9 protein-coding genes are annotated in these 25,431 nt (G+C 67.8%); 7 read left to right on the forward strand and 2 right to left on the reverse strand.

Features of this window, described 5'->3' with window-relative positions; all coding sequences use genetic code 11:
- Positions 1–12 precede the first annotated feature (12 nt).
- A complete protein-coding gene (locus LZ017_RS13460; protein WP_241397359.1) occupies positions 13–16,215 on the forward strand; it encodes an autotransporter-associated beta strand repeat-containing protein in 16,203 nt (5,400 codons plus the stop codon).
- A gap of 98 nt (positions 16,216–16,313) precedes the next feature.
- Positions 16,314–17,135, forward strand: a complete 822-nt coding sequence (locus LZ017_RS13465; protein WP_241397360.1) for a hypothetical protein — start codon at positions 16,314–16,316, stop codon at positions 17,133–17,135.
- Between the two features lie 15 nt (positions 17,136–17,150).
- Here LZ017_RS13465 and LZ017_RS13470 read toward each other — a convergent pair whose 3' ends face one another.
- A complete protein-coding gene (locus tag LZ017_RS13470) occupies positions 17,151–17,600 on the reverse strand; it encodes a hypothetical protein (RefSeq protein ID WP_241397361.1) in 450 nt (149 codons plus the stop codon).
- 325 nt (positions 17,601–17,925) lie between these two features.
- Between LZ017_RS13470 and LZ017_RS13475 the strand changes: the two genes are divergently transcribed.
- The 5 genes from LZ017_RS13475 to LZ017_RS13495 all read left to right on the forward strand — a co-directional run bounded on the left by LZ017_RS13475 (position 17,926) and on the right by LZ017_RS13495 (position 24,330).
- Positions 17,926–19,971, forward strand: coding sequence for a HAMP domain-containing sensor histidine kinase (locus LZ017_RS13475; protein WP_241397362.1), 2,046 nt, complete (start codon positions 17,926–17,928; stop codon positions 19,969–19,971).
- Positions 19,972–20,236: 265 nt separating this feature from the next.
- Positions 20,237–21,391 carry an elongation factor P maturation arginine rhamnosyltransferase EarP gene (earP, locus tag LZ017_RS13480; RefSeq protein WP_241397363.1) on the forward strand — a complete coding sequence of 385 codons (1,155 nt, stop codon included), beginning with the start codon at positions 20,237–20,239 and terminating at the stop codon, positions 21,389–21,391.
- 6 nt (positions 21,392–21,397) lie between these two features.
- Positions 21,398–21,775, forward strand: a complete 378-nt coding sequence (locus LZ017_RS13485; RefSeq protein ID WP_241397364.1) for a hypothetical protein — start codon at positions 21,398–21,400, stop codon at positions 21,773–21,775.
- Positions 21,776–21,857: 82 nt separating this feature from the next.
- Positions 21,858–22,574, forward strand: a complete 717-nt coding sequence (locus LZ017_RS13490; RefSeq protein WP_241397365.1) for an HD-GYP domain-containing protein — start codon at positions 21,858–21,860, stop codon at positions 22,572–22,574.
- A 34-nt stretch (positions 22,575–22,608) separates the two neighbouring features.
- A complete protein-coding gene (locus tag LZ017_RS13495; protein WP_241397366.1) occupies positions 22,609–24,330 on the forward strand; it encodes a hybrid sensor histidine kinase/response regulator in 1,722 nt (573 codons plus the stop codon).
- Positions 24,331–24,436: 106 nt separating this feature from the next.
- Here LZ017_RS13495 and LZ017_RS13500 read toward each other — a convergent pair whose 3' ends face one another.
- Positions 24,437–25,060 (reverse strand): hypothetical protein, encoded by a 624-nt coding sequence (locus LZ017_RS13500; RefSeq protein ID WP_241397367.1) that lies wholly within the window; start codon positions 25,058–25,060, stop codon positions 24,437–24,439.
- Positions 25,061–25,431 lie beyond the last annotated feature (371 nt).

The following is a 25,431-nucleotide window of genomic DNA, read 5'->3' on the forward strand; positions in this document are numbered from 1 at the left end:
GATGCCGCGCCCATGAACACCTCCGCCCAGGTCCACCCCATGAAGCCCCAAGCCCGCAGGCCCAGTCCCTTCTCCCGAGACCATTGGTGGCAGCGCGCGCGAAGGGTCGCGCTGGGGCTGGTGGCAGGTCTTGCCTGCGGCTTTCTGGTGCCGCTGCCGACGCAGGCCCAGACCATCTACTGGAACGGTGCCACCACCAGCGCCACCGGTTCGGTGCTGGGCGGCACCGGCACCTGGGATGCGGCCACCACCAACTGGGTCAATAGCGCCGGCCTGCTCGCCGGCATCTGGCCTGGCAGCACCAGCATTGCGGTCTTCCAGGGGACCGCCGGGACCGTGACGGTCAGCGGTACGCAGAGCGCCGGCGGGCTGAGCTTCAATGTGGGCGGCTACAGCGTCAGTGGTGGCACGCTGAGCCTGGCCGCCGTGACCAACCCGCTCACCGTGGGCAGCGGGCTCTCGGTGTCCATCGGCAGCGCCATCACCGGCGCCAATCCGCTGACCAAGGAGGGCGCGGGCAGTGCCACGCTGTCGGGCTCCATCGGAAGCCGGGCCTTGACGGTCAACGGTGGCACGCTGACGCTGGGGGGCAGCAACTCCCTGGTGTCGGCCGCCGTGGCCGGCGGCAGCAGCGGCGCCACGCTGGTCAACAGCGCGGCCAACACCTTCACCAGCACCACGGCCGGCCTGATCGTCGGCAACGCGGGCACCGACACCGCCAGCAGCGTGCAAATCTCTGCCGACCTGACGACGCCCGTCGTCCTGATCGGCAATGCGAGCGGTGCGTCGGGCACGGTCACGCAGACCGCGGGCACGGTCACGACCAGCGCGGGAGGGGTGGCCACCGGTGGGTTCAATCTGAACATCGGCTATGCGGCCGGATCCACCGGGGTCTACAACTTCAGCGGAGGGGCGATCGGCAACGTCAGCGGCAATTTCATGGCTACTGGCACCTATGGCAACGGCACCTTCAACCAGACCGGCGGTACATTGACCGGCAATAGTTGGACCATCGTCGGCCGCTACCCAGGCAGCACCGGCAACTACAACATCAGTGCCGGCACGTTGATCCAGACCGGCGCCACCAGCACCGGCATCATCGTCGGCGAAGAAGGCACCGGCGTGATGACGATCAGCGGCAGCGCGCTGGTCGATGCCCAGGGCACCTTCTGGTTCGGGCACAACGGTGCCACCGGCACGGTGAACCTCAATGGCGGCACGCTGGCCGCCAACTATGTGTCCATGTACGGCAATGCCGCGGCGACCACGGGCACCACCGGCACCTTCAACTTCAATGGCGGCACGCTGCGCGCCAAGTCGGCCAATGCCACCTTCATGTGGGGCCTGGCCGCGGCCAATCTGCAAAGCGGCGGCGGCACCATCGACGACGGCGGCTTCGCGATCACCGTGCCGCAGGTGCTGGCCGGCAGCGGCGCGCTGAGCAAGAGCGGCGCGGGCACGCTGACGCTGAGCGGCGTCAACACCTTCAGCGGCGGCCTCAACATCAACGCCGGCACGCTGGCCATCGGCGGCAGCGGCCAGCTGGGCTCGGGCAGCTATGCCGGCGCGATCGCCAATGCGGCGGCCTTCCAGTACAACTCCAGCGCGGCCCAAACGCTGTCGGGTGTGATCTCCGGCACCGGCACGCTGAGCAAGAGCACCGGCACCGGCACGCTGATCCTGACCGGCGCCAACACCTACACCGGCTCGACCACGGTCAACGCCGGCACGCTGCAGGTCGGCGCGGGCGCGACGGCCGGCGACATCACCAGCAGCAGCGGCGTCAGCGTGGCCAGCGGGGCCACCCTGGCCTTCAACCGCAGCGACGCCTACAGCTTCGGCAAGGTGATCAGCGGCGCGGGCGGCGTGACCCAGGCCGGCGCGGGGGTGACCACGCTGTCGGCCACCAACACCTACACCGGCGCGACCACCGTCAACGCCGGCACGCTGACGATAGACACAGCGGGCTCGCTGGGAAGTGGCAACTACGCCGGCACATTGACCGTTGCGTCGGGTGCCACCTTGAATCACATCTCGGGTGTCAGCCAGACCTACAGCAACCTGGCGGGCGCCGGCACCATCAACCTCAACGGCACGGGGGGCAGCGCGGCCCCGGTGACCGTCAGCGGCAACCAGAATTTCACCGGCACATTGAACATTGGTGGCTACACCAAGTTCATCAATGGCACGAACGCGACCGGCGCCGGCGTGGGGAAGGCGGCGGCCGTGGTGGTCAACAACGGAGGCACGGCAGACCTGACGGCATCCGGCGGCAATGGCTTCATCGGCTGGCCCAGCCCCACAACCGTGGTCACCCTCAATGCCGGCGGCACGCTGCTGGCCGGGTCGCAGGTGATTGACCTGAGCACCCTGAATCTCAATGGAGGCACGCTGGCGAGTTCGGGCACTCCGGACCCCACGAACGGTAGCTACTTTCTGTTCGGCACCGTGAACGTCACCGCCAGTTCGACCCTCAGCGCCCAAAGCGTGGTGATGGGTGTCAGTGGCGGCGTCAACTTCAATGTCAGCAGTGGTGCGGTGCTGACCGTGTCCGGCACCATTGTTCGCCCGGGCAATGGCACCGACAACGGCTTCATCAAGAGTGGTGCCGGCACCATGGTCCTGGGCGCTGCCAATACCTACACCGCGGCCACTACTGTCAACGCCGGCACCCTGATCGTGACCGGTAGCACCGGTACCGGCGCGGTGAGCATCAACTCGGGAGCCACGCTCAAGGGCACAGGCTCGGTCAAGGGGGCGGCCACCATCGCCTCGGGCGGCACACTGAGTCCCGGCATGAGCCCGGGCACGATCAGCTTCACCAGCGGCCTGACGCTCAGCAGCGGCTCGACCAGCAGCTTCGAACTGGCGCAGCCCGGCACCGCCGGCGGCAGCTGCAACGACCTGGTGCAGGTCACCGGCAACCTGACGCTGGGCGGCACGCTGGTGGTGACCAAGGCCGACGGCGCGGCCGGCTGCGCCAGCAGCTTCGACGTGGGCACCTACACGCTGTTCACCTACACCGGCACGCTGGCCGGGAGCTTCAGCAGCATCACCATGCCCTCGGGCTATGTGGGCCGCATCGACACCGGCACGGCCGGCCAGGTCAAGCTGATCGTGGACACGTCGACCGACATGACCTTCTGGGACGTCACCGGCAACAACAACGCCATCAACGGCGGTACCGGCACCTGGGACGCCAGCACCGCCAACTGGACCAATGCCAGCGGCGGCGTGAACGGCGCCTGGGCCGGTGGCACCAGCGTGGCGAGCTTCCAGGGCACGGCCGGCACGGTGACGGTGAGCGGCACGCAGAGCATCGGAGGCTTGAGCTTCGGCGTCACCGGCTACACGCTCACCGGCAGCGGCACGCTCAATGGCGCGGCCGCGAGCAACCCGATCTCCGTCACCACGGGCACCGCGACGATCGGCGCCCACCTGTCCGGCGGCCCTTTGGTCAAGACCGGTTCGGGCACGGCGATCTCGACCGTCTCCAACACCTTCAGCAGCCTGCAGGTCAGCCAGGGCACGATGCAGTTTGGTACGGGCACTTCGGGCGGCGGCCAGGCGCAGGAGGCGCTGTCCTTCCCCGCCAGCATCCCCGTCACGGTGGACAGCGGTGCCACGCTGGCGATCAACGTCGCCTTCAACCCGAATTACACGCCGACCCAGCTGTCCGGCAGCGGCACCATCAGCCTGCAGTCTGGCGTCATGCTGAGCATCCTGGCCGACGTCGACTTCAGCGGCACGCTGAGCATGCCCGGCGGCACGCTGACCCTCGGCAATCCCAGCGACGCGACGGGCACCACCGGCACGATGAACAACCTGAGCCAGGTCAGCTGCTCCGGCAGCTCCGGCGTGCAGTTCTGGCGTGCGGGCAGCTACACCTTCCCGGCGGCAATGACCGGCACCTGCAGCATCTGGACCTATTCCACCTCGCCCGGCCCCATCCTCACCGGCAACAGCAGCTTCACCGGATCGGTCTACATGAACGCCGGCACGCTGCAGATCGGCAACGGCGGCACCACCGGCGACATCGGCAGCACCAGCGGCGTGGGGTCGAGCAGCGGCGCCATCCTGTCCTTCAAGCGCAGCGACGCCTACAGCTTTGGCAAGGTCTACTCCGGCGGCGGCGGTTTCTCGCAGGACGGCACCGGCAGCAGCACGCTCACCGCGGTCAACACCTACACCGGGCCCACCAGCGTCAATGCCGGCAGCCTGGTCATCGGCGGCACGGGCAGCCTGGGCAGCGGCAGCTATGCCGGCGCAATCAGCATCGCCAGCGGCGCGAACCTCAGCTATGCCTCCAGCGCGGCGCAGACCTTCTCCGGCGTGATCTCCGGCGCCGGCAGCCTGAGCAAGACCACCAGCGCCGCGAGCACGCTGACCCTCAGCGGCGTGAACACCTTCAGCGGCGACATCACGATCAGCGCCGGCACGCTGGCCATCACCGGCAGCGGGCAGCTGGGCGCGGGGAGCCACGCCGGCAACATCGCCAACAGCGGCGCACTGCAATACAACTCCAGCGCAACGCAGACGCTGTCGGGCGTGATCTCGGGCACCGGCAGCCTGAGCAAGGCCACGGGCACCGGCACGCTGACGCTCGCTGGCGTCAACACCTACACCGGTGCCACGACGGTCAGCGCGGGCAAGCTCAGCATCACCGGCAGCACCGCCAGCGGCAGCGCTGTCACCGTCGCCAGCGGCGGCACGCTGGGAGGCACCGGCACGGTCGGTGGCGCCACCACGGTGCAGTCCGGCGGCGCGCTGAGCCCGGGCCTGAGCCCGGGCACGCTCAGCTTCGGCAGTGGCCTGACGCTCAACAGCGGCTCCACCAGCAACTTCGAGCTGGGCCAGGCCGGCACCGCCGGCGGCAGCTGCAACGATCTGGTCCAGGTCACCGGCAACCTCACGCTGGGCGGCACGCTGGCGGTCACCGCCACCAGCGGTGCGGCGGGCTGCGCCAGCAGCTTCGGCCCCGGCACCTACACCCTGTTCACCTACACCGGCACGCTGAGCGGCAGCTTCGGCACGGTCACCATGCCCTCGGGCTACAGCGCGCGGGTGGATACCAGCACGGCGGGCCAGGTCAACCTGATCGTCGTCAACGCCAGCTCGCTGACCTACTGGGATACCACGGCGGGCAACAACCTGGTCAATGGTGGCACCGGCACCTGGGACGGGGTGACGTCCAACTGGACCGACGCCAATGGCATCGTCAACGGCGTCTGGCCCGGCAGCACCAGCCTGGCGACCTTCCAAGGCACGGCGGGCACGGTGACGGTCAGCGGCACGCAAAGCACCGGCGGCCTGACCTTCAACACCACCGGCTACACCGTCACCGGCGGCACGCTGAACCTGGCCAGCGCGAACACGCCGCTGACCGTGAGCAGCGGCACGGCCACGCTGAACAGCAGCATCACCGGCACCCAGGGCTGGCTCAAGAGCGGCAGCGGCACGCTCAACGTCGGCGCGGGCAACACCGGCATCACCGGCGGCCTCACGATCAGCCAGGGCAGCTTCGTCAGCAATGCGCTCACGGCAGCCGGCCCGACCAACTCGACGATCACACTGGGCGACGCCAGCACCGGCAGCAACGACGTGGCCTGGCGCTTCTCGGGGGGCATGACCAGCAACGGCGTCTACCTGTACCACAACGTCACCGTGGCCAACCAGGGCAGCGGCACGGTGACCCTCGGTCCCAATTCGGCCGGCCAGTTCAACGAGGTGCGCGGAACGCTGACCGTCAACCGGGCGCTGACCATCAACGACAGCTCGGGCGACCGCTTCAGTTGGGTCGGCAAGATCTCCGGCAGCGCGCCCATGACCTTGACCGGCACGCGCTTCCTGCCCTATCAGAACGCCTCGACCTCGGACTACACCGGCACCATCACGGTCAGCTCGGGCACCACGCTGCAGATCGGCGACTCGGTCGTGCCCAACAGCGATGTGGTGAACAACGGCACGCTGTGGCTCAACGGCGGCACGCCGGTGATCGGCGCGCTCAGCGGCGCCGGCAACGGCACGGCGATCAACGCGGCCTCCACCTTCTCGATTGGCAACAACAACGGTTCCGCCACCTACAGCGGCGCACTGAGCAACGGCACCGGGCTGAACCTGGTGAAGCTGGGCAGCGGCACGCAGATCTTCACCGGCGCCAACACCTATGCCGGCACGACGACCATCAACGCCGGCACGCTGCAGATCGGCAACGGCGGCAGCTCGGGTGACCTGAGCAGCAGCAGTGTCACCGTGGCCAGTGGCGCCAGCTTCGCCTTCAACCGCAGCGATGCCTCCTACAGCTTCGTCAACGTGATCGGTGGGGCCGGCACGGTGCTGCAGACCGGAACCGGGACCACCACGCTGACCCGCGTCAACACCTACACCGGCCCGACCACGGTGAGCGCGGGCACGCTGGTGGTGGGCGGGGCCGGCAGCCTGGGCAGTGGCAGCTATGCCGGCGCGATCAGCATCGCCAGTGGCGCCAGCTTCAGCTACGCGTCCAGCGCGGCGCAGACCTTGTCCGGCGTGATCTCCGGCGCCGGAAGCCTCGCCAAGACCACCAGCGCGACCAGCACGCTGACGCTCAGCGGCGTGAACACCTTCAGCGGTGACGTCACAATCAGCGCCGGCACGCTGGCCATCGCCGGCAGCGGCCAGCTGGGCAGCGGCAGCTATGCGGGCAACATCAGCAACGCCGGCACGCTGCAGTACAACTCCAGCGCCGACCAGATCCTGTCCGGCGTGATCTCGGGCACGGGGGCGCTGTCCAAGAGCACCGGCAGTGGCACGCTGACGCTCAGCGGCAGCAACACTTACAGCGGCACGACCACCGTCAGCGCCGGCAGCCTCAGCGTGACCGGTGCCACCGGCACCGGCGCGGTCACCATCGCCAGCGGCGGCACGCTCAAGGGCACCGGCACCGTCGGCGGGACCACCACGGTGCAGTCGGGTGGCGCGCTGAGTCCGGGGCTGAGCCCCGGCACGCTGAGCTTCGGCAGCGGCCTGACGCTGAACAGCGGCTCCACGACCAACTTCGAGCTGGCCCAGGCCGGCAGCGCCGGCGGCAGCTGCAACGACCTGATCGTGGTCACCGGCAACCTCACGCTGGGCGGCACGCTGGCCGTGACCAAGGCCGATGGCGCGGCCGGCTGCGGCAGCAACTTCAGCACCGGCACCTACACGCTGTTCACCTACACCGGCACGCTGAGTGGCAGCTTCAGCACGGTGACAATGCCCGCGGGCTTCAGCGCGCGGGTGGACACCAGCACCGCCGGCCAGGTCAACCTGATCGTTGTCAACGCCAGCTCGCTGACCTACTGGGACACCACCGCCGGCAATAACGCGGTCAATGGCGGCACGGGCACCTGGGACGGCGCGACCACGAACTGGAGCGACTCGGGCGGCACCGTCAACGGGGTCTGGCCCGGCGGCACCAGCATTGCAACCTTCCAAGGCACGGCGGGCACGGTGACGGTGAGCGGCACGCAGAGCATGGGCGGGCTCACGTTCAACACCAACGGCTACACCCTGACCGGCGGCACGCTGACCCTGGCCAACGCCAGCGGCAACCCCTTCACGGTGAGCAATGCGGGCGACACGGCCACCATCGCCAGCGCGCTGTCCGGCAGCAATGCCCTCAGCAAGGCCGGCGCCGGCACGTTGAGCCTGACCGGCAGCAACACCAGCAGCCTGACCGGCGCGATCACGGTCGGCGCCGGCACGCTGAAGGCCCAGATCAATGGCAGCTCCGGCCTCAACGCGCTGGGCACCGGGGCGGTCAGCGTGCCTGGTGGGAGCACGCTCTACCTGGACAACACGGCCACCGCGTTGAATGCGGTCATCTCGGTGAACAACACCATCACCGGCACCGGCACCATCACGCTGAACTTCGCCACCGATGCGAGCAACAACGCACGCAACACCTACCTCAACGGCATCAGCGGTTTCACTGGCACGCTGTCGCTGACCACGGCCAGCAGCACGGCCGACAAGTTCAACAACAGCGCGGGTGGAAGCTTTGCTGGCACCTTGATCGTGGGCAATGCCACCACGCTGTACACCAACACCGCCGCCAGCTTCACGGTCAGCGGCGGCATCCAGGTCACCGGGGTGGGCAACCTCGAAAACCGTGGCGCGCTGCGTGTCAGCAATACGCTCAACAGCAGCAGCATGGTGCTGCTGGGCAACACCACCGTCGCGACCGAGGGCGGCACCATCAATGCGCCGATCTCGGCGGGCAGCGCGGGCCTGAAGACGCTGACCTTGGGCGCCTCGACCTCGGCGTCCACGCTGACCCTGCCGGGTGTGATCAGCGACGGCAGCGGCCAGCTGGGCCTGAGCACCGCCTATGGCACCAGCACGCTCAGCGGCGTGAACACCTACACCGGCGCCACCAGCATCGCCTCGGGCAGCACGCTGATCCTCAGCGGCAGCGGGGTGCTGGGCAATGGCAGCTACGCCGGCGCCATCAGCAATGCCGGCGCGCTGCAGCTCAACACCAGTGCCGACCAGACCCTGTCCGGCGTGATCTCCGGTACCGGTACGCTGAGCAAGAGCACCGGCACCGGCACGCTGACCTTGAGTGGCGCCAACACCTACACCGGTGCCACCACGATCAATGCCGGCAAGCTGAGCGTCACTGGCAGCACCGCCAGCGGCAGCACGGTCAGCATCGCCAGCGGGGCCACGCTGATGGGCACGGGCACGGTGGGCGGAGCGACCACGGTGCAGGCCGGCGGCGCCCTGAGCCCGGGCCTGAGCCCCGGTACGCTCAGCTTCGGCAGCGGGCTGACGCTGAGCAGCAGCTCCACCAGCAACTTCGAACTGGCCCAGGCCGGCACGGTGGGTGGCAGCTGCAACGACCTGGTCGCCGTCACCGGCAACCTGACGCTGGGCGGCACGCTCGCGGTCACCGCCGCCGACGGCGCGGCCGGCTGCACCAGCAGCTTCGGTACCGGCGTCTACACACTGTTCACCTACACCGGCACGCTGGCCGGGAGCTTCACCACGGTGACGCTGCCCTCGGGCTATACCGGCCGGGTGGACACCACGGTGGCTGGCAAGGTGCGCCTGATCGTCTATGTGCCCGCCGCGATGACCTACTGGGACGAGGCCACGACCACCACGGCCAATGGCAACAACAGTGTGGTCAACGGCGGCACCGGAACCTGGGATGCGACCAGCAACAACTGGACCGACAGCGGCGGTGCGCTGAACGGTCCCTGGGCCGGCGGGACCAGCCTCGCGACCTTCCAGGGCACGGCCGGCACGGTGACGGTCAGCGGGACGCAGAGCACCGGCGGCCTGACGTTCAACACCACCGGCTACACGGTCAGCGGCGGCACGCTCACGCTGGCCGCCGCGAGCAACCCCCTCACCGTGGGCTCGGGACTGTCGGCCACGGTCAGCAGCGTGCTGGCGGGCAGCTCGGGGATGTCCAAGTCCGGCACCGGCACGCTGACGCTGTCGGGCAGCAATACCTTCACCGGTACGTTGAGCGTGGACCAGGGCACGCTGGCGGCCGCCAGTCTGGCCGCGATGGGCAACAGCGCGACCACGCGCAGCATCGCCGCCGGGGCCAAGCTGTCGTTCACCCAGGCGGGCACCAACACCTTCACCAGCGGCACCTACAACGTCAGCGGCACGCTGTCGCTGGATTCGTCGTCGAACAACGCCCACAACTTCGGCGGCACGATCAACCTGCTCAATGGCGGCACGCTGACCAGCGTCAACGGGCTGGCCGGTCCCGCCAATGACGGCGGCTTCGGCAACCTGCTGCTGAACGCGGGCACGATCAATGCGACCGGCAGCGGCAACGTGATCTCGATGACGACGATCAACTTCCGCACCGAGACCGCGATGACGCTGAACGTCAACAGCGGCGCGGACCTGGACATCCAGTCGAAGATCGTCAACTCGTCCGGCAGCAGCAGCGGCCTGACCAAGTCCGGCGCCGGCCTGCTGAAGCTCAGCGGCGCCAACACCTACACCGGCCCGACCACGGTGAACGCGGGCACGCTGCAGCTCTATGGCGGTGGCGGCCTGCTGTATCCCTACACCGGGACCGTCAGCATTGCCGCGGGTGCGACGCTGCGCAACAGCTCGTCGGCCAACTTCCAGATGAATGGTGCGCTGTCTGGCTCGGGCACGTTGCAGACCGATACCGATGCCAACGCCTACACCGTGGTCAGTGCGGCCAGCAGCTTCACCGGGCCAATCGTCGTGCAGGCGGGCATCTTCCAGCTGGCCTACACCGGCACGCTGGGCAGCGCGGGCACCTATGCGGGCGCGATCTCGGCCTCCAGTGGCACGCAGGTGCGTTTGTGGTCCAACACGGCGCTGACCTTCTCCGGCGTGCTGTCCGGCGCGGGCCAGTTCAATCTGGGCGGTGGCAATGGCACGGTCACGCTGACCGGCACCAACACCTACACCGGCGACACCGTGATCAGCACCAGCAACCTGCTCATCAGCGGCACCGGCGTGCTGGGCAGCGGCAACTACGCCGGGCAGATCACACTGTGTCCGACCCTGGTGTACAGCTCCAGCACGGACCAGGTGCTTTCCGGCGCCATCATCGGAGGCTTTTGCACCTCAGGCGCGATCTCCAAGAGCGGCAGCAGCACGCTGACGCTGAGCGGCACCAACACCTATGGCGGCACCACCACCGTCAGCGGCGGCCGGCTCAACATCAACGGCAACCAGAGCGCCGCGACCGGCGCGGTCACGGTGGCCAGCGGCGGCACGCTGGGCGGCACGGGCACGGTGGGCGGCGCCACCACGGTGCAGTCGGGCGGTACGCTGAGCCCGGGCATGAGTCCCGGCACGCTGACCTTTGCCAGCGGGCTGACGCTGAGCACCGGCTCCACGAGCAACTTCGAGCTGGCCCAGGCTGGCACCGCCGGCGGCAGCTGCAACGACCTGGTGGCCGTGACCGGCAACCTGACGCTGGCCGGTACGCTGGCCGTGACCAAGGCCGACGGCGCCAGCGGCTGTGCCAGCAACTTCGGCAACGGCACCTACACCCTGTTTACTTACACCGGCACCCTGAGCGGCAGCTTCGGCACGGTGACGCTGCCCTCGGGCTATGTCGGCCGCGTGGACACCAGTGTGGCCGGCCAGGTTCGGCTGATCGTCAGCAGCCTGAGCTCGCTGACCTACTGGGACATCGCCGCGAACGCGAACAACGGCGCGGTCAATGGCGGTACCGGCACCTGGGACGGCGTCACCAGCAACTGGACCGACAGCGCCGGCAACAACAACGGCGTTTGGGCCGGGGGTAGCAACGTGGCCGTGTTCCAGGGCACGGCCGGCACGGTGACGGTCAGCGGCACGCAGAGCATGGGCGGGCTGAGCTTCAATACCACCGGCTACACGCTGACCGGCGGCACGCTGTCGGCCGCGGCCAGCGCCGGCAACCCCATCACCGTGGCCAGCGGCCTGAGCGCCACCATGACCACGCTGATCAGCGGCAGCAACCCGGTGAGCAAGGAGGGCGCCGGTACGCTGAACATCAACGCCGAGAACACCGGCCTCACGGGCGCGTTCACGGTCAACGCGGGCACCGTGGTCATCGGTCCCAACGCGGCGGCCGGCTCGGTCATCCCGGGCGCGTACACGGTGAACAGCGGCGCCACGCTGGAGATGACCAAGCGCAATATCTGGGCCGTTCCGACCTCGACCTCGTCGGCGGTGATCACGGTGAACGGCGGCACGCTGAAGGCCACCAACTCCAGCAACACGATGTTCAACCCGGTGTTCACCAACGCCACGCTGATCTCCAATGGCGGCCATCCGGCGCTGAGCGTGCTGGGCACCTTCACGCTGCAGGGCACGGTCACCGTCAGCGGCACGACGGTGGTCCAGCAGCTCAGCGCCTTCCAGCCGTGGATCGCCATCGGCAATGGCTCGGTGCCGGGCAGCACGACCTTCAACGTGACCGACGGCAGCTTCACCGTCGGCGTGCCGATCTACAACATGGGCACGGGTTCCAGCACCTACCTGCAGTCCAGCCTGGTCAAGTCCGGCGCGGGCTCGATGATCCTGACGGCCGCCAGCGCCTACACCGGCAGCACCACGATCAACGGCGGCACCGTGCAGATCGGCGGGGGCTCGACCACCGGGGATCTGTCCACCACCAGCGGCATCAGCGTGGCCAGTGGCGCGCTGCTGTCCTTCAACCGCAGCAATGCCTACAGCCTGGGCGTGGTGATCTCGGGGGCGGGCGCGGTGTCGCAGATCGGCAGCGGTACCACGACGCTGACGGGCGTGAACACCTACAGCGGCGACACCAGTGTTACCGCCGGCGGGCTGACGGTGGGCAGCGCCGGTTCGCTGGGCAATGGCAGCTATGCGGGGGCGATCACCGTGGCCTCGGGCGCGACCTTCACCCATGGGTCCTCGGTCAACCAGACCCTGTCCGGCGTGATCTCGGGCGCGGGCAGCCTGAGCAAGACCACCAGCACGACCAGCACGCTGACCCTGACCGGCGCCAGCACCTACACCGGCGCGACCACGGTCAGCGCCGGCACGTTGCAGGTGGGCGCGGGCTCGACCACCGGTGACATCGCCAGCACCAGCGGCGTGGGCGTGTCCAGCGGCGCGCTGCTTGTCTTCAACCGCAGCAACGCCTACAGCTTTGGCCCGGTGGTCAGCGGCGCGGGGGGGCTGACCCAGGCGGGCAGCGGCACGACCACGCTGACGGGAGCCAACACGTATACCGGTGCCACGACCATCAGCGCCGGCACGCTGCAGGTGGGCGCGGGCGCGACCAGTGGCGACATCGCCAGCACCAGCGGCGCCAGCGTGGCCAGCGGCGCCACGCTCGCCTTCAACCGCAGCGATGCCTACAGCTTTGGCAAGGTGGTCAGCGGTGCTGGCGCGGTGTCCCAGATCGGCAGCGGCGTGACGACCTTGAGCGGCGCCAACACCTACACCGGCGCGACCACGGTCAGCGCCGGCACCCTGCGCATCAACGGCAATCAGAGTGCGGCCACGGGCGCGGTCACGGTGGCCAGCGGCGCCAAGCTGGGCGGCACGGGCACGGTAGGTGGGGCGACCACCGTGCAGAGCGGGGGCACGTTGGATCCGGGCATGAGCCCGGGCACGCTCACGTTCAGCAGCGGCCTCACGCTGAACAGCGGCTCGACCAGCAACTTCGAGCTGGCGCAGGCGGGCACGGCGGGCGGCAGCTGCAACGACCTGGTCGCCGTCACCGGCAACCTGGTGCTGGGCGGCACGCTCAACGTCACCAAGGCCGACGGGGCCGGCGGCTGCGCCAGCAGTTTTGGCGCCGGCGTCTACACGCTGTTCACCTACACCGGCAGCCTGAGCGGCAGCTTCGGCACCGTGACGCTGCCTTCGGGCTACATCGGCCGCGTGGACACCAGCGTCGCCGGTCAGGTGCGGCTGGTCATCAGCGCCAACAGTGGCCTGACCTACTGGGATGAAGCGACCACCACCCCGGCCAACGCCAACAACAACGGGGTCGATGGCGGCACGGGCACCTGGGACGCCAGCAACAGCAACTGGACCGACAGCAACGGCGCCAACAACGGAGCCTGGCCGGGCGCCAGCAGCGTGGCCGTCTTCCAGGGCACGGCCGGCACGGTGACGGTGAGCGGCACGCAAAGCGTGGGCGGGCTGACCTTCAATGTCGGCGGCTATGTGCTGCAGGGCAGTGGCAGCCTGGTGGGGGCGGCGACCGACAACGTACTGACGGTCAATGCCAGTGGGTCCGCGCCGTGGATCGCGGTGCCGCTGACCGGCAGCAACGGCTTCAGCAAGGCGGGCACGGGCGCGCTGATCCTCATCGCCGCCAACACCTACACCGGCCCCACCGCGGTGAATGCCGGGACCCTGGTGCTCTACCAGAGCGGCGACCTGGCCAACACCTCGGGCATCTCGCTGGCCAGCGGCAGCACGCTGCGCTTCAACAAGACCACGGCCTACACGCCGTACACCTTGGCCAAGGTGATCTCGGGTGCCGGCACGGTGGACCAGGGCAACAACGGCACGGTGACGCTGGGGGGCGTCAATACCTACACCGGTGGCACCACGGTGTCGGCCGGAACGCTGCAGGCTGGCGTCAATGGCGCACTGCCCGCGGGCACGGCGGTGACGGTCGCGCCCGGTGCGACGCTGGACCTCAACGGCACGACCCAGAGCCTTGGCACCCTCAGCAGCAGCGGCACGCTGGCGCTGGGCACGGGCGGGCAGCTGACGCTGACCAGCGGCGCGAGCAGCATCGGCGCGGTGACCGGCAGCGGCACGATCACGGTCAGCACCGGCGCCACGCTGACGCTGACGCAATCGCTGGTGAACTCGGGCCTGAACATCGTGCTCAATGGCGGCACCCTGCAACTGGGCGCGGGGCTCACGCACAGCCTGGGAGCCTTCACCGTGACCGCGTCGGGCAGCACGCTGGACTTCGCCTCGGGCGGCAATGCGCAGCTCACCGTCAGCAGCCTGGACCTGTCCACCGGCGCCACGCTGGCGGTGACGAACTGGAGCAATGGCAGCGACCTGTTCTCGGCCACCGCGGTGGCGGGCAACCCGGCGCGCATCACCGCCAACCTGGTGCCGCTGAACCGCATCACCTTCAGCGGCTACAGCGCGAGCAACACCAACTGGCGCAGTACGCTGGACGAGGTCACGCCCATCCTGCCGGTGCCGCAGGTCCGCGTGGCGGTGGTGAGCAACAACGGCACCGGCAGCTTCGTCTACGCGCTGGGCAGCCTGAGCAGCGCCAGCCTGACGCTGAGCACGACCACCGCCGGCACGGCCGTCACCTCCAGCACCTTGACCGGTAGCACCGGCGTGGCGGCGACGATCACGCAGACGGGCGTGCCCTCGGGCTGGCCCGGCACGCCGGCCAGCGCCAGCTGCGTGGACAACAACGGCAGCACCGATGGCAATGGCACGGGAAGCTTCGGCACGCTGGCCAGTGGCGCCTTGACGGTGCCGGCAGGCAAGATGGTGGCCGGCAGCGACATCGTCTGCACCTTCACCAACAGCCTGGGCGTCAGCGCCAGCGGCAAGGTGTTCAACGACGGCGGTGCGCCCAGCGGCGGCAGCAACACCGGCACGCCCAACAACGGCGTGCAGGACGGCGCGGAGGCCGGGGTGTCGGGCGTCACGGTGAGCCTGACCAACTGCGCGTCGACCACCTACGCCAGCACCAGCACCGATGGCACGGGGGCCTACAGCCTGAGCATCCCGTCGGCGCAGAGCGGGCAGACGGTGTGCGTGGCGGTGAGCCTGCCCAGCGGGACCTTGGCCACCGGCGCGAACGCGGCCGGCACGGCCACGCCGGACGGCGCGGCGACCACCGTGGGCGGCGTGGCCTACAGCTACAGCCGCGGCAGCCAGCGCCAGAGCTTCACGGCGCCGGCCAGCGGCGCGCTGACGCTGAACTTCGGCCAGGTGCCGGTGAGCACGCTGGTGAGCAACAGCAGCGCCAGCGCGGCGCCGGGCGGGGTGGCCACGCACAGCCACCGCTTCACGGCGGGCACGGGGGGCAGCCTGAGCCTCTCGACGCTGGCGGGCACGGCCTCGCCGACGACGCTGACCGGCTGGAGCGAGATCGTGTACGTGGACACGGGCTGCACCGGCACCTACCAGGCCGGGGCGACCAAGCTGGCGCCGCCCAGCACGCCGGTGACGGTGCTGCAGGGCGATGTGCTGTGCTTCGTGGTGCGCGAGATCGTGCCGGGCACGGCGATCACGGGCAACAGCTACAGCCTGCCGGTGCAGGCCCAGCTGGACCTGAGCAACGCGAGCCCCAGCCTGAGCGTGAGCTACAGCGTGACCGACACGACGACGGTGTCCAACGCGGCGGTGACGCTGCTCAAGCAGGTGCGCAACATCACCACGGGCGGCGCCAGCGGCGCCTGGTCGACCGGCAACAACGCCAAGTCGGGCGACGTGCTGGAGTACCAGATCAGCTTCACCAACACCAGCGCGGCGCCGGTGACGGAGGTGGTGATCCAGGACGGGACGACGAACTGGACGACCTGGACCAGCGCGACGGTGGGGACGCTGCCCAGCGGGCTGAGCTGCGCGCTGAACACGCCGGCCAACCCGGCGCCGGCGGCGGCCCAGGCCTGCACGCCGGCGGTGACGGGCAGCGGCAAGGGCAACCTGACCTGGACCTTCAGCGGATCGCTGCAGCCGGGCGCCTCGGGCACGGTGAGCTTCAAGGTCACGGTGGATTGACATAGGAGAAGACGATGCGGTTGATGTCCGATTTCCTTCGGGCCCGCCCTTGGCTCTGGCCGGGCCCTCTCTTTGCGACAGCGTTCGCAGGCCCAGCCTTGGCGCAGATGAAGGTGGGGAGCAACCCGACCACGCTGACCAGCGATGTGAACCTCCAAGCCGAGGCCACCGATGGTTCACAGGTGGTGGTGCGCAAGAGCACGGCACAAGTGGGTATCGGCACCACGTCGCCGGCCAACAGATTGGAGGTCAACAGTGGCACGGCAAGCGCCAGCGGAGTACGGCTGACCCAGCTGCCCAGTGCCAGCTTCCTGGGCACCAATGCCAGCGGCGACATCGTCAAGAGCACCGCCAGCGGCAACTGCACCTGCGGCCAGGTGACTGCTGCCGTGGTCGCGAGCCTTGGGGGCGACTGGAAACTGATGAACGGCAGCTACAGCGGGGGCAGCTGCAATGCTCCCGTGGTCAATGCCAGCAACGCCGTGCTCGTGATGGGCGGCACAGCGGGCACGACCGCATCCGCCACCACGATCGCCCGGAACCAGCTGCCCAGCGTGGTGCTGAGCGGGTCGACCAGCAGCGACAGCGCGGGAACGCCCAGCGGTTCCATCAGCACGAACAGCGCGACCACGGTTCAGACTTATGGCGTCACGATCCGGCCCTACGGTGCCAATCAGGGCAACGAAGTGATGACCAACAAGTGGAACAACATCGCCAATGGCGGCAGCTATGACGAGTATGGCTACGGCTATCGGAACGTGACCATCCCCAGCCACGGGCACACCTTCACGGGCAACGCCCTGTCCAATCACGCCCATACCTACAGCACGCCGGACATCAACGGCGGCGTGACACAGCAGGCTCTCAGCACGGCGAACCTGCCCAGCCTGGCTGTCAACTGGTTCATCTGCATCAACTGACGGAGGCGGCTCGCCTCACCTCCAGAACCAGAGCAGCTCCGAGCACGTCCTGTCGTGGTCGATGCCGATGGCGTAGCCGCCACGGCCGCCGGGAATGTCAGCGATGCCGGCCCTCAGCCGGGTGATCCACGCGCAGCCGAAGCTGAGCAGGGCCGGGTCCAGATCCGCGGGGAATGACCACTCGTCCGGGGCAGCCAGGAGTCGGATTCGCAGGGTCTCGGGCGCCACCCAGCGGGCCCGGTTGCCACGGTTGTTGGGCACAGCCAGCAGGCCTGGGGACGGGGGTGCGAGGGTGAGCGTTCTGCCGCCGGCGCCGTCCGTGGCCAGGGCCTCCATGAGCGAGAGCAACGAGGCGCAGCCCGGGGCATCGGCATGCAGATGCCAGCCCGGGTGGTGGTGCAGGGGTTCGGTGTAGCGCCAGAGCGAGATGCGTCCGGAGGGCTTCCAGGAGTTGACGTGCTGCATTGCTGAACACCTCCTGCTCATGCGGGGTCGCACAGAGTCTTGCGGAACAGGCAGTGTGTTGGAAATTGACGCTGCGACAACGGCTTCTTGTGTCGAAACAGGGCATCCGTCGCTGACAACGATGACGTTGGGCCCGCCATGGGCTGACGCGTGCCTGACGCCCCTGGCGAGACTCTCGACCATTGCGCCCGGCTTCATTCCCCGCTGATAGATTGAGGTCCAACACTTACCAAGCCGCCATCTGCGTTGAGTCGGTAGCCGCTGGCGGCCCACAAGGAGGGGCGGGTCTCCGCGGCGTGCCGGGGAATGAACTGAGGATCTCGACATGGCCATGAACGAGCACGGACCTCAGCAGGTCGGCCATTCGGCGTCGCAGGCGATGCAGGACTTGGAAGCCGCGCTGGGTCGCGCGTTGTCCATGCGTGGCAATGACGACGAGGCCGAGGCCCGTGTGATCGCGGAGGCCGTGCGTCGCTGTGACCGATGCGGCGAGCCCCGAGGCGCCTTGCTGTTCACTGCCTACCGGACCCTGCTGAGCGGCACGGGCTTGCCGGCCTCTGGCGGGGTGGTGCCCGTGCCGCCATGGTTCGTGATTCGCCTGGGTGGGCCCCTGCCCGCGGACGCGGAGGCTTCGGCATTGAAGGAGATCCAGGCGTCCTCCGATCAGCGGGCCATCTGGATAGCCCAGTTGAGCGCGAGCCATCAGAAGACCCGGACCGACGCGCAAACACCGAACATCGGCGAATGGATCCGCTTGCACCGGGCGCGTCAGCCGGATGATGTCAGTCCGCAGGAGCGCTTGCTGGCGGAGAAGCGCTACACGTTGATGCTCGCGCTGGACAGCCAGTTCGGCCCAGCGCTCGGACAGGCGGTGCGCTGGCGCAACATGGCGGTCCGCCAGGAAGACCCGCAATCCGAACTGCAAGCGGACAACACGATCAGCGCCTCGCTGATGAGCCTGGGCGATGTCGATGGCGCATTGCCCTTGCTGCTGCGGCTGCTGGACTCCCCCCTGATTGAGTCGGAGAGAGCACGGCAGGCCCTGTACTACAACGCCATGCTCTGCCATGTGCTGCGTCGCGAGTATGACCAGGCCTTGCATCTTGCTCGGCAGGCCCAGAAGCGCCTGCCCGCGACCGTCTTGGCCGGCGGGCCCGGTCTGCCCGTGCTGATGGGGTTCGTGTTCGTCCAGACCGGGCACCCGCAGGAGGCGGCGGACATGTTGCGCGGCCAAGCCGACTGGGTCGATGCCGTCGGGCCGACGATGGCGGGCAACCGTGCCTGGCTTCTTGCCCGGATTCTGCTCCGCCAAGGCCGGGCGAGCGACGCGCGGGCGCTGTGCCAAACGGCGCTGGACAAGTTCGCGGAGCGCGGCTGGTCGCTGTCGCCCTTGAACGGAACGCAGCTGCACGCAACCTTGGCGGATGCCTGTGAAGCGCTTGAGGCGCACGGCGATGCGCTGAGGGCCTTGCGCGAATCCCGGTCCTACTGCTTCAACTGGATCGTGGACAGCGTGACCATGCGTCTGCGCACATTGCTGGTCGATGGGGCGGATGGGGATGAGCAAAAGCTGAACCGCCGCCTCGAAGCCCTGGTGGCACTGGGCCACGAAAGCACGGCCGCAGCCAAGCCCGAAGCCGCGCCGCCCCACTATGTGGCTTATCTGGCGCATGAGATCCGCAACCCACTCAACGGGCTGGTCATGATGACCGAGTTGCTGCAGCAGACCCGGCTGAGTCGTCGCCAGAGCCAGTACGTGAACATGGCCAGTTCGTCGGCGCTGGCCCTGATGCACTTGTGCGACGACCTGCTGGACCTGGCGCGGCTGGACGCGGGCCGCTTTGACATGCATCAGGACGCCGTCGACCTTGGCGCGCTGGTGCGTTCGCTGGTTGGGGCGTTCCAGTTGCAGACGGCCGGCCGGCCCATTGTCCTGTCGGCCTCGATCGATGCCCGGCTGCCGCCGTTGCTCCGCTCGGACGAGCGGCGGCTTCGCCAGGTGCTGATGAACCTGCTGGGGAATGCCGCGAAGTTCACCGAGCGAGGGCGCATCGACGTGGAGGTCCTGTGGGAACAGCCTTCCTCGGAGGGCGGCGATGCGGGGACCCTCTGCGTGTCCGTGCGGGACACGGGTATCGGCTTCCCGGCCGAGGTGAAGGCGCAGCTGTTCGAGGAATTCTTCCAGGCCGCCGAGGCCCCCGAGTCCAGCCGCGCCGCAGGGACGGGACTGGGCCTGGCGCTGTGCCGCTCCATCGTCCAGCAAATGGGCGGTGCCATCGATGCGTCCAGTGTGCCTGGGCAAGGGAGCCGGTTCTGGTTCACCCTGCCCGTGGCCCGGTGGCAGGGCTTGCCTGAGGCCACCCCGGCCTGAATCGCTCCCAGGGTGCCGGTCCCCGAGACGCGCGCCGTGACGCGCCGAGAGAGGGGAAGCCCCAGGCCCCTTTCTCGACATGAGCGCGAGGGCATCGCGCCCGACCACTGACGTGGCGCTTGCTGCCGTTCGCTCCGCTGAGGCGACCGGTCGTGACAAGTGCGGAAAGAAGGGACGCCTGCGCCCGAACATCACCCACGTCATACAGGGATTGGTTGATGAATCCGTCACCCCCTGCCGTGCTTGCATCGAGGAAGCAATCACCATGGATCAGCAACGCTGGGACATCTTTTGCAGCAAGAACCACGCGGGTTCTATCTGGGCGGGCGTCTCGCTGGCGCTGGGCATAGGCAAACGCGGCCTCAATGTCCGGTTGTTCTGCGATGACGTCAAGGAACTGAGCATCGCGCTGGGCCAGATCGAGCCGGACCTGTGGATCCAGACCTATTGCAACGTGCTGGTGCTGGACGCCCGGCTGGCGCCCTGGTGCTCGCCGTCGTCGCAGATCGTGCAGGTCTTCGACACACCTTTGAACAAGTCGTATCTGTCGCGCTTTGTCTCACAGCCTCCGCATGCGCACTGGATCCAGCTGCAGGAGCCCTGGGCGGCGCAGGCGTCGGAGTCGCCGTTGCGCGTGGCCGAGCAGAACTCCACCTATACCCGCTATACGACCAAGCTGGGCAAGCTGGTGCCGGGCGCCGGCTTCCTGCGCCCGCCCGGGGGCTCCGCCGAGGAGTATCCGGACCGCATGGCCAAGCGCCACATGCTGATGGCCCTGCTGGACCTGTTCGGGCTGGAGCGCCAGCACTTCGACCATGCGGTCAACGTGCTGGCCAGCGGCGTGCGCGACGCGCCGATCGAGAACTGGCTGCGCCACATGGTGGACGACGAGGCCACCACCTGCCTGTTCGTTCCCTTCGGCCCGCTGCAGAGCCGCTTGTCGCGAATCTTCGCGCTGACACCGGGCGTTCAGGGCTTGTGCACCGTGGGTTCACTCACCATCGCCTTTCTGCCGCCGCTGAACTGGACCCTGGTCGACCAGCTGATCGCCTGCTGCACCGCCGTGGTGACCGAAGACGCCGACATGCTGTTGCGCGCCTCCATCGCCGCGGTGCCCGTGCTGTGGACGGCGCAGGCGCCGGCGATGCTGAACTGGTATCTGCAGGACACCGATTCCGAAACGGCCAAGATCATCCGCGACGTCTGCGAATCCATCGCCACGGCGGACGGCAGCATGCGCCCCTGGCGCACCTTCATGTCGCATCCGCAACGCACCATGAAGTTCACCTGTGCCTTTGCCGAGCAGATCCGCCGGGCGCCGCAGATCGATGAGGTCCTGGTTCAGGCCATCCACGGCAAGACGGAGCACTCGCTGGAGACTCTGTTCGCGCCCACGCAGCCCAGCGAACTGTTGGAGTGATGCGCCATGAACCCTCCGGCATCGCGCCCCCGCGTCCTGGCCAGCACCGATTCGTCGCGCATCGCCCGGGTGCTGCAGAAGTCCTTTCTGGGCGCCGAGATCGATTTCCTGGTTTCGCTGAGTCCGCAGGACTTGCTGGATTACGCGCGCTGGTCCGACCCGGACATCGTGATCCTCGCCTATCTGGACCATACCCAGAGCGCGGAGACCTATGAACTGCTGCGAGGGCAGGCCGCCCTTGCCAACAAGCCCACGATCATCGCCGTCGAGGACAGAGATGAGGTGAGCGCGGAAACGCTGGCTGGCCTGCAGGGCGCCAGCGTGGTGGACCTTCACCAGGGGAACGTCTATGGCCTGGCTCGACGGATTCAGTACGGCTGGTAATTGGCGCCAGTCCATGCGCTTGGCGCTGGGAGGAATGAGCATGCTTGCCCCGATCAAACTCACGGAACACGGGATGGACTCGATGAACAGCATCGCAACCGATGATGGCGCGACGCCACGAACGGTGGATACGGGCGCCGCCTCCGCCATCTTTCTGCTGCAAAAGCTGGCCGTCATTGCCAAGTTCCGCGATGTCGAAACCACCGCGCACATGTTCCGCGTGGGACAGATTGCGGGCCTGCTGGCCTGGCATCACACCCGCGACAGCCTGTATGCGCGGCTGGTGTGCCGCGCCGCGCCTTTCCACGACATCGGCAAGATCTGCATTCCCGACAGCATCCTGATGAAGCCCGGCCTTCTGTCCGGTGCCGAATGGGAAATGATGAAAAAGCATCCGGTGATGGGCGGCAAGCTGTTGCACTGTCCCGGCAGCCCGCTGTTGACGGTGGCCGAGGAGATCGCGTTGGGGCACCACGAGAAGTTCGACGGGTCGGGCTATCCGTCCGGTCAGGTGGCCGACCGCATCCCGCTGAGCGCACGCATCGCGGCGATTGCCGACTATTACGACGCGCTGGCTTCCGACCGCGTGTATCGCTCGGCCTGGCAGCGCGAGCGGGTGCTGGCCAGCATCCGCTCGCTGTCCGGCCAGGCCTTCGACCCCCAGTTGGTCGAGGTGGTGTTCCGCCGCCACGACGACATCGTCCAGGTCTGCGAACTCACCAACCAGCGCTGGGCCCAGGCGGACCAGGGGCCGTTCAAGTGGTCGGACTTCGAGCCGCTGATCGCCTACGAGGATTGATGCGTCGCGCCGTCGGCATTGCTGAAGCTTGGCCATGCATTCACGACTGACCCTGGCGCTGTTCCTGCTGTTCCTCTGCATGGCCGCGGCCGTGGCTGGCGGAGGCGCCGAACAGCCCTATCTGGGCGCGGGGCTGACGCTGCTGCAGGCCCTGCCCATCGTCTTCCTGGTTCAGGGACGCGCCGCGGATGCGCGCCGGTTCCGCTGGAGCGAGCAGGTGCTGGGTCGTTGGGCGCCGGTATGCCAGGCACTGTTGTGCCTGGGGGTGGCGGCGTTCCAGATTCGATGGCTGGATGATGCCTACTGGCCGGCCTATGTGCTGTCGCTGCTAGGCGGTTGTGTGTCGGTGGCGGTCGGCGCGGGCTGGGCGTTGGCCGTCATCGCCGTGGGGGCGGCCTGTCTGCTGGCCGCCTTCGCGGGGATGGCTATCTATGTCGGCTGGGGTGTGGCGATGCCGCTGCTCGCGGCGGCGGCGGCCGCCAGTGTGCTGGCCATACTGGCGGTGCTGATGTCCCGTGGCGGCGAGTTCACCGCCTGGCGATTCAGTCGCTTCGACTCCAACAACGAGCTGGCCACGGCACTGGGTCTGCGCAACCGTATGTTGCGCGAGGCGCATGAAGTCAAGGCCCGCGCCCTGAACGTGGCCAGCCACGAGATCCGCCAGCCCATTCACGCCATCGGGCTGCTGATCGAACGCATGCGGGTCGACGCCAGCAGCCCCGCGCTGCGCGAGCAGATCGACGCGGTGTCTGACATCGTGCATTCGGTCTCCGACGCGCTGGAGTTGCTGCTCGACATCGCGCGCCTGGACTCTGGAACGGTGCGCATCAGCCGCTCGCGCTTCGACCTGGCCGATCTGCTGCGCAAGGTGGCGCGCGAGCATGAGGCGGCGGCGGTGCAGAAAGGACTGAAGCTGCAGGTATCCGACAGCGATGATCTGCCCGTCTACACCGATCGCGTGCATCTGCAGCGCATTCTCAGCAACCTGTTGGCCAACGCGATCCGCTATACCGACCGCGGGGAGGTGCGTATCTCCTGCACACGGCCGAACGCCGACCTCGTCGCCGTCCATGTGGCCGATACGGGCAGTGGCATCCCGCAGGACAGCCTGGACAAGATCTTCAACGACTTCTACCGCGTGGACCGCGAGAACCAGTCGGCGCAAGGTTTTGGCCTGGGGCTGGCGATTGTGCGCCGCACGGCCTTGCTGCTGGGCCTGGATGTGTCGGTGAAGTCCGAGCTCGGCTTTGGCAGCACCTTCACCGTGACTCTGCCGAGAGCGGCCGAGACCGAGAAGAGCGCGGACCAGCCCAAAGCTTCGACGGTCAAACCTTCCACCGCCAGCCGCAGCCTGGTGGGCTGCACCGGCTTGCTGATCGAGAACGACACGGTGGCGCTGAAGGCCATGGAGGCCATGATCCGGGCCTGGGGCGGGAGACCGCTGGTGGCCACCGGCGAGCGCGAACTGTTCGCGAAACTGGCCCACCACGAGGACAAACGCTTCGACTTTGTCATCGCCGACTACCACCTGGGCAGCGGGCAACGCAACGGGCTGGAGCTGATCCAGGCGGTACGCGAACTGGCCAAGGGACGGGTGCCTGCCGCCTTGCTGACGGGTGATCTGAATGTTCGAGTGGCCAACGAAGCGGCCGAGGACATCCGCATCCTGCACAAGCCGGTGACGCCGGCGCGGCTGAAGGCGGCGGTGGACGAGATGGTGCGAGCCAAGTCCCGGACCGTGGCAGAGACGGCTTGAAGATGCGCCTTGTGGGCTGCCTGTTCTCAAAGCGGGCGCGGTGATTCCGCCGCGCGCTGCTCGCCGAGCCGGCGAGCGGAGGGCATTGTCCGGTCTTGCGGACGGTTCAGATCGCCAGTCGGCGCACGATGTGACCGGGGCTTGTCTGCTGCCAGCCAGTGAAATTCAATTCATGATCCTGTGCCTGCAGTTCGATTGCGATCACCACTATCGCCAGACCGGGCCACGGCACGAGACTCGCGCGTCGCGAGGCGGAAATATCAATCTGCGGCGGGGGGCTGGTGGGCAGGTCTTTCAACACCCCCTGGATCGCCAGAAAAATACTCAGACTGGCCCCCGGCCTCAAACGATTGGGCGCGTTGCGCCAGGCAAGATCTGAAATATCGCCCTGGGGATGACCATGCAGCCAGCAAAGAACACCTTGATACGCGCGCACCGCACGTACCAGCGCCGCAGGCTCAGATTGCGCGGGCGTCTTGAACAGTGTGTGGCAGGCCCGCATGTACTGGCTCAGAACATCGATACCATCCTGACTCTTGTCGTCGTGCGCCAGGGGAATTGATATTCTTCCCAAGAGATTGAAGATGGTGTGTAGGTCCAGCGGGAAAACGGCCAGCGTATCCATGCTGGCGACTGAATTCTTCGAACGACGCGCGCCCACGACAAGAACAATTCCTCCGCCCAAGGCAAAGGAAATTCCGCATAGATAATATATCAGTGCCGTTTCCATAAATTCCTACCTTAGACCTGATCTGAGGAAGTCGCGTGTCTGCTTCCTGTATCCCTGGTGTGAGGGGTCCGTTGCACGATATTTGAGCGAATGCCTCGCATTTCGAAATAATCCCGGACAAGGGTGGCTAAGGATGTCATCGTAGTGAGGGACATCCATCACCGAGGGGCCTTCCCAAGAATCCACGTCATGGCGATGGAAAAGCAAAGCCTGTGCGAAGCTCCTGGGTCGGCGAAGGGATGTGACATCTGAACACCTGACACGCGTCCCTGCACGGAAACGAAGGTCAGCTGATAAAAGGACTATCGTACCTAGCTGACAGGACAGTCAATACCAGCTGTATCAAAAAAATGAAATATATGATATAAATG

This window comes from Pelomonas sp. CA6 (assembly GCF_022549225.1).
Classification (GTDB): domain Bacteria; phylum Pseudomonadota; class Gammaproteobacteria; order Burkholderiales; family Burkholderiaceae_C; genus Roseateles.

What these genes read in the sequence shown, in the direction of transcription:
- LZ017_RS13460 (WP_241397359.1), top strand. Translation starts at nt 13, where the DNA reads ATGAACACCTCCGCCCAGGTCCACCCCATGAAGCCCCAAGCCCGCAGG.
- LZ017_RS13470 (WP_241397361.1), bottom strand. Translation starts at nt 17,600, where the DNA reads ATGCAGCACGTCAACTCCTGGAAGCCCTCCGGACGCATCTCGCTCTGG.
- LZ017_RS13475 (WP_241397362.1), top strand. Translation starts at nt 17,926, where the DNA reads ATGGCCATGAACGAGCACGGACCTCAGCAGGTCGGCCATTCGGCGTCG.
- earP (WP_241397363.1), top strand. Translation starts at nt 20,237, where the DNA reads ATGGATCAGCAACGCTGGGACATCTTTTGCAGCAAGAACCACGCGGGT.
- LZ017_RS13485 (WP_241397364.1), top strand. Translation starts at nt 21,398, where the DNA reads ATGAACCCTCCGGCATCGCGCCCCCGCGTCCTGGCCAGCACCGATTCG.
- LZ017_RS13490 (WP_241397365.1), top strand. Translation starts at nt 21,858, where the DNA reads ATGAACAGCATCGCAACCGATGATGGCGCGACGCCACGAACGGTGGAT.
- LZ017_RS13495 (WP_241397366.1), top strand. Translation starts at nt 22,609, where the DNA reads ATGCATTCACGACTGACCCTGGCGCTGTTCCTGCTGTTCCTCTGCATG.
- LZ017_RS13500 (WP_241397367.1), bottom strand. Translation starts at nt 25,060, where the DNA reads ATGGAAACGGCACTGATATATTATCTATGCGGAATTTCCTTTGCCTTG.